10 protein-coding genes are annotated in these 12,915 nt (G+C 56.2%); 3 read left to right on the top strand and 7 right to left on the bottom strand.

The window, feature by feature from the left end:
• Window positions 1-187 precede the first annotated feature (187 nt).
• From WBG04_RS05560 to WBG04_RS05550, 3 genes are all read right to left on the bottom strand, one after another.
• Window positions 188-910, bottom strand: coding sequence for a PEP-CTERM sorting domain-containing protein (locus tag WBG04_RS05560; protein ID WP_424313386.1), 723 nt, complete (start codon window positions 908-910; stop codon window positions 188-190).
• 137 nt (window positions 911-1,047) lie between these two features.
• Complete coding sequence (locus tag WBG04_RS05555; protein WP_424313385.1) at window positions 1,048-2,517, bottom strand: FecR domain-containing protein; 1,470 nt, start codon at window positions 2,515-2,517, stop codon at window positions 1,048-1,050.
• On the bottom strand, window positions 2,514-3,044 hold the full coding sequence (locus WBG04_RS05550) for a sigma-70 family RNA polymerase sigma factor (RefSeq protein ID WP_424313384.1): 531 nt from the start codon (window positions 3,042-3,044) through the stop codon (window positions 2,514-2,516). Before WBG04_RS05550 ends, WBG04_RS05555 begins: the two co-directional genes overlap by 4 nt.
• A gap of 166 nt (window positions 3,045-3,210) precedes the next feature.
• Here WBG04_RS05550 and WBG04_RS05545 point away from each other — a divergent pair, with 166 nt between their 5' ends.
• From WBG04_RS05545 to WBG04_RS05535, 3 genes are read left to right on the top strand one after another with little or no spacing between them, the layout of a single operon-like run.
• Window positions 3,211-3,801, top strand: a complete 591-nt coding sequence (locus tag WBG04_RS05545) for a sigma-70 family RNA polymerase sigma factor (protein ID WP_424313383.1) — start codon at window positions 3,211-3,213, stop codon at window positions 3,799-3,801.
• On the top strand, window positions 3,798-5,525 hold the full coding sequence (locus WBG04_RS05540; protein WP_424313382.1) for a hypothetical protein: 1,728 nt from the start codon (window positions 3,798-3,800) through the stop codon (window positions 5,523-5,525). Before WBG04_RS05545 ends, WBG04_RS05540 begins: the two co-directional genes overlap by 4 nt.
• A 15-nt stretch (window positions 5,526-5,540) precedes the next feature.
• Complete coding sequence (locus tag WBG04_RS05535) at window positions 5,541-6,818, top strand: hypothetical protein (protein WP_424313381.1); 1,278 nt, start codon at window positions 5,541-5,543, stop codon at window positions 6,816-6,818.
• Window positions 6,819-6,959: 141 nt separating this feature from the next.
• On the opposite strand, the gene WBG04_RS05530 is transcribed toward WBG04_RS05535, so the two are convergent.
• The 4 genes from WBG04_RS05530 to WBG04_RS05515 form a co-directional block, all read right to left on the bottom strand.
• Window positions 6,960-8,234 carry a Gfo/Idh/MocA family protein gene (locus WBG04_RS05530; protein WP_424313380.1) on the bottom strand — a complete coding sequence of 425 codons (1,275 nt, stop codon included), beginning with the start codon at window positions 8,232-8,234 and terminating at the stop codon, window positions 6,960-6,962.
• Between the two features lie 238 nt (window positions 8,235-8,472).
• The gene (locus WBG04_RS05525) at window positions 8,473-10,803 is read right to left on the bottom strand and encodes an FG-GAP repeat protein (RefSeq protein ID WP_424313379.1); all 2,331 of its coding nucleotides are present in this window, start codon (window positions 10,801-10,803) and stop codon (window positions 8,473-8,475) included.
• 55 nt (window positions 10,804-10,858) lie between these two features.
• A complete protein-coding gene (locus tag WBG04_RS05520) occupies window positions 10,859-11,803 on the bottom strand; it encodes a hypothetical protein (RefSeq protein WP_424313378.1) in 945 nt (314 codons plus the stop codon).
• A 482-nt stretch (window positions 11,804-12,285) separates the two neighbouring features.
• On the bottom strand, window positions 12,286-12,915 hold a 630-nt coding region (locus WBG04_RS05515; RefSeq protein ID WP_424313377.1), incomplete at its 5' end, for a DNRLRE domain-containing protein.

Raw genomic sequence — 12,915 nt, 5'->3', positions numbered from 1 at the left:
AAGCTCCTCAACGACATACCCCTCGAACCTATACAACGCTTTGAAATTACGGACTTTCACACCCGTTTTGAAGCGTAGGTTCAGGGGGATGTCCCGCCTTTCCGTCATGCGGAGCTGTCGAAGAGCCGAATAAAGTAGGATTCCGATGAAGATCGGAGACAAGAAGCGCGTTTCGAAAGGGTTTGATCTACCTACGGCGACGTACGATCAGCGCCAGCCCGCCAAGCCCGAAGAGGGCTACTGAAGTTGGCTCTGGCACCGCCGTGAACTGTATTTTGAAGCCCTCGGTGTTATGGCCACCACTCGTTGGCGTGTGGGTGAAGGAAGTTCCGCTGATGGATCCGAACGGGGAACTTGAATCTGAATTGCCCGGTTTCGCAAGGAAAAGGCTTCCGCCTGCATGGGTGATGGTTGCCGTCTCTCCGTTCTGGAATCCACCTCCTTTGTATTCGGTGAAGCCATTCAGTCCTAGACCCGCGAAAGTAGAGGATGTGAGGCTCACTATGCCTGTGAGCGTCTCGTCTCCGTCGATCTGGTTATTGTCTGTGCCTGTGCCTGTGCTTGCATTGACGGCCATATTGCCAAATCCGTTGGCTGCAGGAGTACCATTGGCCGCTGTATAAGTGACGGTGAAGGAAAAACTCTCCGTGGCGGTGCCGCCTTCGGATGTAAGGTCCACCCCGGTGACCGTGTAAACCACAGAGCCACTCGCAAGCCCGGTTTTCGTAGCGATACCAGTCGCTCCGGCGATCTCGATCGTGCTACCTGCTCCACTGGAGATGCCGGGCCTGGAGGAATTATTTACGGTGATAATCGTCGCCGCGTCGGCACCAAGGGTTGAGGCGGCGACAGCCGCAGCGCAGAAGGTTGAAAATGTGGATTTGGTCAGGCTTAGATTTTTGGGGTTCATGACTAAACTGGATTGTTTTATGTATTGTTAGGTAAGAGGGTGCTTCACTTCCGTGCCCGCTATTGGGTAACCAGCGAAGGAACCGGTTCGTTACGGATCTTTTTCAATTTTTTTGAGGTCTCAGAACACCAACCCGCTCACTGGGCCGGGGATTTGGGCGCTCTTGCCAGTTCGAGCCGCACGTTGTCAAAGAACGCTTGGTTTCGATTCGGCGATCCGGCCGCAGATCCCTCGCTCGACAGGAGAACGCCGATGCTTCCAGGGCGCGCGAGGTCGGCGGCTTGGATGGTGTAACTGAAGGACACGTCTGCGAACCTGCCGTCGCCGGACTGGTTACCCGTTGCCGGATTGTTGCGGATCAACCCGGAGTGGGCGACGGCGTCCGCCACGGTCGGGACGTCAGCGGGCGAGAAGTCGTCATCGGTTAGACCAAAGAAAGTGCCTTCATTCCAATCGAGCGTGGGACGCCCTTGGCGGACGCCCAGCGAGACCGTCAGTGTCAGCTTGTCCCCCACGTGAAGACTCGACCATGGGGTATCGGTGACGTTAAGCACAGACGCACGGGAAATCAGGCACAAGGCCTGTGATTCCCGGCCTGAGACCGGGGGATACGGGTCCACTTCGGCGGCCACGAGATCCCTCCAACCAACCTGGACTCGCCAGGCAGCACCACTCTGAGAAATCCAGTCAGTCAGCTCTCCGCCAAAATCACCCCGCGTGCCTTTCGCCAAGGCTCCAGATGGATCCGTATTCTCATCGTCTTCGAAGCTGTGATTGGTGATCGCGATGTTCGTAGGTAAGGCGGTGGTGAAATGACCGGATTCAATTACGATCTCGTGGAATACACCGTGTGAATCAACCCGGCGCGCCTGACCGGCCAACAGCGTTTGCTTACCACTGCCGACGTGCCTGCTCGATACCTCAACGGCACCTTCGATGACATGAACCTCGTGTTGTTCTTCTGCCAAGGCACGCACGCCGAATTCCGTCCCGAGATCGACGACCTCGAACTCCCGAGTCTGGACTGTGAAGCCAACCGCAGGTGCCGGCACCTCGAACCATGTGGAACCTTCCTCCACGGAAACGCGGTCCTCAGCAAGGACGCTAAGATCACAGGGTGCCTCGGCGACGAATCGAACCCCCGAAGCGAAGGTTCCCACCATGGTGCCTCGGGTCAACTGGAGGCGGGAGCCGGCCATAAGCTCGGAACCCAAAGGCGTTTCACCTTCCTCGGCATGGGTGAGGGTGAAAGCCGAATTCGAGGTGACCCTCAAGCTGGCGAGCACCGGGCGCGGGGCAACCTGAGTCAACAAAAGCGATACTGCGGAAACTACTATTAGGGCTGCTGCTGCGAAAAGGGAGACCTTAATCAAACGCTGGCGTTGGCGGGCAAGAACCCGCTCGACAGGGACCACCGGCATGCTCGCGACGTTCGCTTGCGACTCGTAGCGAACTTCAAGGGCGCTATGCAGGCGCGTCAGCTTCTGCCAGACCTTGCGAGATTCAATGTTGCCCAGCAGCTCCACTTCGAGAGCTGCGAGCTCATCGGCGGAGAGTTCGCCGTCGAGCATCCGGAGCATCAGAGACTGGAGTTCAGGGTCAGTCATGCGGACGATTCGGTGAGGGACCTTTCAATACAAAGTTTGAGCATTTCGCGGATGCGCAGAAGGGAAATCCGGAGACCGCCAGCGGATCGTCCGGTGCGAGTGGCAAGCTGCTCGATCGATTGACCTGGTGTGTAGCGCGTGAAGACGAGTTCTCGCTGCGGCTCTGTGAGCTTTTCGATACAGCCATCCAGGGCCGTCATCAGCTCTTCCGCAGACTCGTCGGGGGCCTCCATCGTCCCGAGCAAGCTGACGAGGTTTTCTGAAAACGCCAGCCGCTCCGTTCGCATGGCGCGAGCCCGCTGGCGCTGGACCTCGTAGCGGGCGATCTGAAAAGACCAGGCGATGAAATCCGTACCAAGCTGAAAACGCTCCCGCTTTTGCCAGAGCGCGGCATTGGTTTCCTGCAGAACATCGGCAACATCAGGGCTGCCAGGAATCAGCGAGACAATGAAGGCGCGCAGATTCCCCTGATGCTCTGTCATCAGTTTGACGTAGGCCTGCAGATCCCCCGGTTCTTTTGCCCTCATTTCCATCAATTTACATAGTAAACCACCGGATAACGGAGAATGTTACAGGAAATTTTGGGCTAACTCGCTCCCCTAAATTACCAATGGGTAAAAGGATCGCCATCGGCGCTTACTCTACTTTCACTCTTCTGAACAGAGGCCCTGACTTACCTCTCTCCAACGGCGATTGAGCTATTTCCTGAAAAATTGTTGCGCTTCGGTCTCCATCTGGAAATACCCATCAGACATATTCGACCAGAATGATCAGGAGCGCTTCATGCGCTTGTGGACAGCCCACCAGCCTTCGGTCGCGAACTATGTTCACGCTTTGGTGCGAGATCGTGGGACTGCAGAGGATTTGTTGCAGGAGACAGCTCTAATGATGCTCCGACGCTTCACGGAGTATGACGAGCGGCGCTCGTTTGTCGCGTGGGCGCTCGGCTTTGCCCGATTCAAGATCATGAGTCTGCGGCGCGATAGCGCACGAAGCATTTTGGTGTTCGATGATGAGGCCATGGAGCAGTTCACCGAATCTTGGGCAGAGAAATCTGTCGAAACGTCAGCCCAACGAAGCGCTTTGGAGGGCTGTATCGAAAAATTGGCCGAACATGCCCGGCGGGTGGTAAGCATGCGCTACTTTGAGGATCTGAATGCGGAGGAGATTGCAGGAAGAATCGGCGGTAGTGGTGCTGCAGTGCGTGTTAAAATCCAGCGGATCCGCGCACAGCTTCGCAATTGCATCGAGAGGGAAACCCGTCTGGAGAATCAACGACCATGAAGGATTCCGATCAAATCATCGACGACTACCTTGACGGAGTGCTTGCGGGGAATGATGAGGCCAATCTTCTCAAGTGGCTAAAAGAGAGCGACTCCAACATGGAACGTTTCACCGAGGCCGTCATGTTCGAGCAGAACATCCGTGCTGCACTTCATGCCAAGGAAAGAACGGAGAAAGCTGCCCGAGTGGCGTGGTCATTGGAACCGCTGCCCCAGCGTGCTGAGACTCCATCATCATCCATTCCGGTAATCCCACGCAGAAACTGGCTTGGACGCGTAGCGACTTGGCTCGGTGCCTTGGCACTTTTCGGAAAGAAGGCTCACGCCGCTGGGGCTGGAAGCCCTGCACCTATAATCACCCAAACCACCGCTACGATCATCATGTCCAAGACCACCGTTACCGCCGCCATCCTTATTGTCGGAGGAGGAAGTGCTTTTTTCATCCATCAGGGAAACAAGGATACGGCTGGCCGTGTCGAACAGCTGCAAAGCGAAGTTGAGGCGCTTCAGCCAGAAGTTTTGATAGAAGAGTCTCCTGCTTCAGCATCTGCCGCCCTCACCAGCAGTCGCACAGTTAAGGCAACTCTCGAAGACTGGCGCAGGCTTCATGAACTCGGGCCTAAAAACAATGAAGAGGCCATGGCATACATGGAAGACCTCGACGCCATGGACGGAGCAACTTTGAAAGAATTGCTGTTGGAGGCAGAATTGATAGGAGACCTGCCTACGAAATTGATCTTCGATATTCTGCTACGGCTCGCGAAAAAGTCTCCCGAAGATGCCACAATCATCGGCACACGCCTCGTCACCAACGCGCCGAAATTCAACCAAAAATGGGCGGAATACGTGGGTAAGGCTTTTGAAAACTGGCTGGCTGAAGATCCCGCTGCTGCCAATGGGTGGTATCTAAGCATGGATGATCCGGGCGAACTCACGCCGAAGTCCATCCCGTCGGATGGTTCTGACAGATGGGCGCTCGACAGGCTGCTCGCAGGAGCACGTTTCAGTCACCTGTTAGACTCCGATCCCGCCGAAGCGGAAGCGATGATCGGGGAGATGAGGGCTGAGGATGTGGCGATTGGAGTCAGCTCGCTGCGGGATACCGCCCTCATTGCGCGTTTCGTCAGACAGCTTCCTCCAAGCCAGCAACTCATGGCGACGACCACCCCGGTCACGATTTTGGCCCGCGAAGATATTGACGGCGTCGTCGCTTGGATCTCATCGATGGAAATCGCCCCCTCTGCGCGTGATACCCTGTTTATCCAAGCTGTGGAATCCGCACAGCAAGAGGCAAAGCTGGATTTGGCCGGGGTCTCCAAACTGGCCAAATCCCTACCCATCACCGATGACGGACTGCCTTACATGCTGATTCGAGCAGTTACGGTTGCTGGCGATCGCGCTGGTGCTTACCGGAAATGGAGCGAAATGGCAGATCGCACCTCATGGCTACGCCAAAACCTCCCGCCGGAGCAGGCGGAGGCAAGCGTTGGGCGATACCTTGGAAGCCTCACAATTTACGATGTCGAGAAGGGCTTGAATGCCTATGAAAACGAGGTAGCGCGGAGCGGCACCCGTGACCCGAATCTCACGGCAGCTTTTGCCCAAGAACTCAGCACCGGGCGCAATGAGGCAAGCATCCGTGAAGCCCTAAAGCTCATCGAAACGATGCCCGAAGGAGCCCAGCGGGATAATGCAAGAAAGGTAATCGAGGGAAATCGGCGCTAAGGGAATTTTCTGAAAATGAAACATATCAATCTACTCCTTCTTCTTATCGTTACAACTATAACCATAGTCCTTCTATGGCAGGGCGCGCAAACTCGCGAGAAAGAATCCCAGCTTCTTGAAGTAATCTCTCGTCATAGCAAGGCCTCAGACCCAAGTAAATCGAGTGACTTGACTAGAAACTCCGCCCCGGGCGGAGCTGCGCGCCCAAGTGCCGCTGCTTTTGAGCCCGATCACTTTCTAACTGAATTGAATAGCTTGCTAGATAGCGCGGGGACAGATTCTCGAACGGTTCAAAGAGCTATGAGAATGTTCTTGTTTGATAACAAAGGTAAGCTTGCCTCTGCATCACCAAAGGCACTCAAGGAGGCCTGTAATAAAATCGAGGCGGATTGGGCGACTGATGCGAAGAGTTTTGTCTGGTTAGAGCTTGTATCGGAGATCGTGAAATCAGATCCCGCTTGGGCAATCCGTAATATTGATCGCTTCCTTATGACGATAGCCAAAGAGCAGCCGATGGAGAAAATGCTCCATTATTTAGGAAAAAATGGCCGTTTAGGAGATCCTGCCTGGAGTCCCGAGTATGCGGCGGAGCTTGAGAAATGGTTTGATACGGCGGAGGCAGATGGACGACTGAAAGGTATGGATGAGGAGGCCGCTGGTATGCGCTTCGATTTGAATATTTCCTTGGGAAATCTGTTAGGTGCAGTGGAGCAGCTTACTCATCTACCCGAAGACAGCTTGAGCACACGCCTAGAAGATCTCGCTGCATCTAGCAGCGCTCCCAGCGGTCAGCGCGGCCTCGTTGAAGCCGTCGCAGCAGCCGTTCCAGCTACCGATTTTCAGGATTTTACCCGCGCCCTCTCACAGCACGCAGGCTTCGATAGTGCTCGTGAATTACTGGCCCGCGCTGAACTCACGGCGGAGCGCCATGATCTGGCTGCCGCAGGTATCGCCGCCGCAGATATTGGCCCACAAACCGCAGCCCGTGCGGATTGGCTGATTACAACGCTACGTGACAAAGATGCGGGAGCCGTGACCGGATTTGCCGCTGCATGGACCCAAGCTGCTCACAAGGACACGGCAGCGTGGCTAACCAGCCTTCCTGCCGGTGATGCCCGTGATGCCGCTGTGGCAGGATTCGCCCCAGCTATTGCGAGACTCGATGGAGCTACCGCAGCGAAATGGGGACTCACCCTTGAGAACCCTTCCCTGCGAACTTCAGTAATGGATCATGTCTATCGCGAATGGCACCAACAGGAACCAGAGGCGGCAGCTGAATATTTCGGCCGATGAAGAGGCTTCCAAATGGTGCCGCCCAATTCAGATTTCAGCCAAAAGCTGCTTAAAGCTCCCCTTCCCCTCTTGCGAGGGGAAGAGGAACTTGCATTCGATAAATCCCATGCTCCTTGATCGCTGCCGCCGCCGAGTGATCCGCTATCCAATTTCCGGCAACTCGTAGCCTTTCCGGCGCGGGCGACTCTGCATCGCGGCGGCTTCTGCATCGTTGGTGATCTTCTCGGCAACGGGATCCCACTTCAGAGGGCGCACCAGTCGCTCAGCGATACCCGCGAGTTGACAAATTGTGGCGCTACGATGCCCGACAGTGGCCGGACAGATGGTCGGCTTGCGTGACTTGATCGAGTCGATGAAGTTCTTGCGGTGATCCTTCGACTCATAGACCTGGATATCTTCAGGGCCATAGCGATGCCGCACCAAGTCCTTTGGCAGACTGGCGATTTCGCCTCGACTTACGTGGACTTCGCCCTTGGTGCCAATGAAGCGAATCATGTGGCCGTGGTTCGGTTTTTTGTCACGCCAGACGGTGATGCCGTCGGCGTATCGATAGTGGTGAAACTTGTTGTCCTCATATCCGGCTGGAATGAACTCCACCGGGCCCGTGTCATCGCGGTCCAGCGCCCATTGAACGATATCAAAGTGGTGTGCTCCCCAGTCGCCGAACTTGCGGCTGCCATAATCCCAATAGCAGCGCCATCCGCCCCCGTAAGCTCCTTTGGCCCGGTTCTCCGAGTACTCGTAGAAGGGAGTCGGCCCCAGCCAGCGATCGTAATCGAAGCCTTCCGGAACGGGGATGATCGTCTCTTCTTTGGGTGGCAATGGGAAGTTTCCGAGTTGGCAGTAGACTTCCTTCACATCACCGATCAGTCCGTTTCGGACCAAATTCGCGGCGATACGGAAATGGACGGTGGAACGTTGCTGAGAGCCGACTTGTACGATCCGGCCGTATTTCTTCTCTGCCTCTACCATCATCTGCCCTTCCTCAATGGTCAGGGTCATCGGCTTTTCAACGTAAACGTCCTTGCCTGCCTTCATTGCCGCTAGGGCGACCCCCGCATGCCAGTGATCAGGAGTTGAAATACAAACGGCATCAATGTCGGGATTTGCAAGCACCTCCTCGAAATGTGAGGTCGCTTGGAGCCCTTTATGTCCCCGCTGCTCAAGATTCTTGATCGATTCCTTGACCTTCCAGTCGCGGACGTCGCAGACGGCGAGCGGTTGCACGTCCTTCATTCCGGCGAAGCTGACGACGTGTCCTTGGGCGATCAGGCCGACGCCGATGTAGCCGATGCCGACTCGGGAGTTGGCTCCTGCTTTGGTATCATTACCCAGCGTTTCGGACCGCACGATCTGAGGCCCGGCGAGGGCGGCTGCAATGGACGTCTTGAGGAACCCACGACGTGAGGGTTTCATGTTTGAATAGTTCATAAGAATGGCATGTGCTGTTGTTAGTTGAAAAAAATCGGTCTCCATCAAGTCTACGGACCGTTCACCTGTGAGGGGCAGGATGAATTGTGTAACCAGTTTCGCTACGTTTTGTTAGAGTCAAAACTTACTTCCTTTCGCCGATTACTGTTGGACTACGTGTGAATGAAGTCAAATAAGAATGGCACTGTTGCCCCACTCCCATCTCAGGACCTGAAGAGCTGACCTACTCTTTCTCGGCCTGGTAAAAGGCCCTGCCAACGGGTGGGTTCGAGTCGATCACCGTCGCCGAAGTTTCTCCCGTGATTTCGCTGCCGACCTGCACCTTCGATCCACCCAAGGGCAGAGTTGTGTCGCGAAAGATCTTGTAGGTGGAGGAGCTGTCCAAGGCTTCGAGTTCCAACTCGACCGTCATCCCGAGATACCGGATCTCGACAATTCTAGCTTCGGAATCGGCCACCGTGCTAAATCCATAGGCTGCGCCGGACCCTTGGATGCTGTTGTCTTCTTGGTCGCCACCGACTCCGGTGGCATTGCTGGCCTCAGAAGGAGCCCCGACTACCACATAGTCACCAGCCACGGCCACCGCCCGACCGAAACGATCAGCACCTCCAGTGTTGCTGGCCTTCAGATAGGCTTGCTGGGTCCAGACACTCTCGCTGCGGATAAAAACATAGGCCGCTCCGGAATCGCTCGAACTGTTGTCTCCTTGATTGCCATCGACCCCAGTGGCGTTACTGGCCTCAGAGGGGGCCCCAATTACCACGGTCTCACCGGACAAGGCCACGGAGCTGCCGAACTTATCGCTTACCCCCGTGTTGCTTGCCTTTAGATAGGCTTGCTGAGACCATGCAGCCCCACTACGGATGAAAGCATAGGCCGCACCGGAATCGCTGGAGCTGTCGTCCCCTTGGTTACCATCGACCCCGGTGGCGTTGCTGGCCTCGGAGGGGGCTCCGGCCACCACGGTGTCGCCGGACATGGCCACGGAGCTGCCGAACTTATCAGCAGCCCCGGTGTTGCTGGCCTTCAGATAGGCTTGCTGGGTCCAGATGCCCACGCTACGGCTGAAGACATAGGCGGCTCCTGAATTTTGGGCACTGTTGTCCCCTTGGTTGCCATCAACTCCAGTGGCGTTGCTGGCCTCGCCCCAGGCCCCGACCACCACGGCGTCACCGGACACGGACACCGAACTGCCGAACTTGTCGTCAGCCCCGGTGTTACTGGCCTTCAGATAGGCTTGCTGGGTCCAGATGCCCACGCTACGGCTGAACACATAGGCCGCGCCGGAATTCCCGGCACTATTGTCCCCTTGGCTACCGTCGATTCCGGTGGCGTTGCTTGCCTCGAAGGGCGCTCCGATTACCACGGTGTCACCGGACACGGCCACCGAATTACCGAAGAGGTCGAAGCTCTCAGTATTGCTCGCCTTAAGATAGGCCTGCTGGGTCCAGATGCCCTCGCTGCGGATGAAGACATAGGCCGCTCCAGAAAAGAAGGCGCTGTTGTTCGCCTCGTCGCCATCGATCCCAGTGGCGTTGCTGGCCTCGAAGGGAGCCCCAACTACTACGGTGTTACCGGACACGGCCACCGAACTACCGAAGTTGTCACCAGCCCCGGTGTTGCTGGCCTTCAGATAGGCTTGCTGGGTCCAGATGCCCTCGCTACGGATGAAGACATAGACCGCACCGGAATTTCCGGCGCTATTGCTCCCCTCGTCGCCATCGACCCCGATGGCGTTGCTGGCCTCGAAGGGGGCGCCGACTACCACGGTGTCACCGGACATGGCCACCGCGCTGCCGAAGCCGTCGCCGCCCCCAGTGTTGCTGGCCTTCAGATAGGCCTGCTGGGCGATCGGATCGATGGTGATCGGATAGCGTGCACCTAAGTCATCCACCAGAATGCGAAACCCGGAGGAGCCCGATTCACTGTCAACGAAGTGGGCTTGAATGATGGCTCCATCAGCATCCCATGCTTTCAGGCCGCCGTAAGTTAGAGATGTGGCTCCCGATTCGTTGACGAACATCATACTGGATCCTCCGTCCACAATCCTCGGATTGAGGCCTCCGCGGACGCGAAGTTGGAGCATCAAGGGCTGACCCGGATCGATGCCGTTGGGGCGTTTTTCAAGAGTCCAGCCTTGCTCCAAACCACGCGTATCATTGACGAACCACTCGGTCAGGCCGTCACCCCGGAGGTAGGACAACTTCCCTCCCTCCAGTCGGACATCGGCGAACTCGCCGAAACCCAACAACTCCAGCCCCCATTTCCAGCCACCGGAATCGGGGCACACCGTGAATCCTCGCCCATCGAAGGTGGTCTTCCACTGCTGGCCCGGGTTACGAGCCGAGATCGTGCCATCCGCGTGCTTGGCCACGGCATACTTTCCGGCTTCATAAGCCTGCCGGATGCCCCGCCAATCCGGGGCGGTCAATCCTGCTGGGATGTCGACAAAAGCCTGATCGGCGGAGGTAGGAACTCCAAAGGCCACATTACCTGTTAGAGTTAAGGTCGACAGGGCTGCGATGATACGGGCACTTTTCAAAAATGGCTGCATGTTGCTGTTAGGGAATTGCTTTTCGAGTTCAAGACCGCTTTCAAAATGGCATGTTTTACAAATTCCTGCTTACCGAATTGACGTATTTGACCGATTTTTTCCGGCGTGTCGGATCCTCGATCATGCTTGCCCAGGATAGGGCACCTTGAGGGTCGGCTTTCGCTATTTCATGGCAGAAGATCGCGATCGCCCCGTCGTTCGATTGATCTTGGGGGATCTGGACAAGCCACTCCGAGACGGCGCGAGGATCCGTTTGCACCCAACTTGAAACCACTCTTTCAAGGCCCGCGGCGCGGGCTTTGCCAGCGGGCATGTTGCTCAACCATTCGGCCGCCATGGCAGGATCCTTTCGGGCACCTATACTACCAATTTCCTCGACGATCTCGACCTTGAGTCCGGATTCATCCATGCCGTCCACCCATCTGGCGGCACGGTCGAAGTCCTCTTCCGCAAGACTTTTGCTGACAGAGCGTAACGCGGCATCCCTTGCCAAACCTTCGGGCAGGCTTGTAGCCCAGTCCATGACTGCGCTTTCCCCATTTGCCCAGACCACCGGCAAAAGGGCGGAGATGGCAGAGTCGACGTCATGGGGATTGATCAATTCCTTCGTCAATTCGGTGGCCCCCGCAAAGTCATTCACAGACATTCCTTCGATGACCCCAACAAGCAGTTCGTTACCCATCTCGGATTTGTGATCGTTCTCATTGAAATTCTCTCTCGCCCAGGCGATGGCTGCTGCGGGATCCTTGAGAGCCCAAGAACGCAGGGATATCCGGCTCAACTCGTCTTTTTCAATAAACGGATCCTTTTCGCCCGCCCACTGCAACGCGCTTGCAGGGTCCTTACTCGCCCACACGAAGGGGAGAAGCTGACCTAGCATGAACGTAGCCGCCTCCTGATCCAAAAAGGGATTGTCTTGTGAGTCACTCCTGAGGGTATCGGCTAGGGATCTCATGCCATCGGCATCGAGCTTCTTGGAAAGCTCGATAAACGCTTCCAAGCCGACGATGGGGTCTCGTGACCGGCATAACCTGATCAATTCTTCCTTCCGGGCATCGCTTAATGTTTCCCCTTTACCCTGACGGCGCAGAGAGTCTTGAGCTTTCTCAATTTCTGGAAAACTCCTGACTGGAATCTGGTTCGACTTGGAATCCGCCGAACCAGGGATTTGCGTCATCCGGTGGGAACCATGCTGAAGGCCTAGCAAGAAGGCGGCGATTCCAAGAAGAAGACTGATTAGAACTACAAATTTGTTGTCCATGGAGAGAAAGGGAAAGGTTTCTGGGATCTACCCTAGCGCAACCAAGGGCCTTCGCTCAAGAATTTATCAGTCAAGGCTTCAAAGCCCCTGAAGTGACGACCCACACGCCGTGTCTCCCACAGTCATGGATCGCCCGTTCAGGGTTGCAAAGCTCTTTAAGCTCAATCTTTGGGCGATACTCTAGATTAAGATCGCATGCCCGGGGCATGGCCGTTTTGCGATCAACGTCGGCGGCGGAGCAGCGCCAGCCCGCCAAGCCCGAGCAGAAGCATCGAGGATGGCTCGGGGACGGGCGTGTAAGTCACGATCAACTCCGGGTGGAAATCCGAGTTAGTCGCCTCAGTCGAGTGGTAAACCGTGCGAAGTTTGGCATCGGTTCTGAAGGAAGGGTCACTGATCAAGAGCCCCGGGTTGGACTGGGAATTGTCCACGTTATCCACCAGCCAACCATCGATCAATCCGGTGAGGTCGCCTCCGAATCCGAAATCGATCGTTGTGCCATTGGTCGGAGCGCTCACACTCAGGAATGTATGGGAGGCCAATAAGGTATTGACGTAGTCGGTCCCGGCAGTAGCGAGACCGGCAGACCCGGCCCAAGGGGTTGCTGCAGCCTTGTTGTTCCAAGTGGCGGCTCCCTCGTCCCAGTCACGATTGGCGGCACTGACGGCGTAGATATTGTTGGTTATATCAACGTAAGTGGTGTTGCCGTTGTTGTCGTCGATCTTACTTATCGTAAGTCGCAGCGTGATCGAATCGATACTGGAGTAGAGCCCGCTCAATGCGCTGACATCGAAGCTCAAAACGGAATTTTCCTCCCAGATTCCAGAGGAATGACTCAACGATCCGGCCCC

The sequence above is a fragment of the Haloferula sp. genome (genome assembly GCF_049672945.1).
Taxonomy (GTDB): Bacteria; Verrucomicrobiota; Verrucomicrobiia; order Verrucomicrobiales; family Akkermansiaceae; genus Haloferula.
This window is presented reverse-complemented; position numbering and strand designations above follow the sequence as displayed.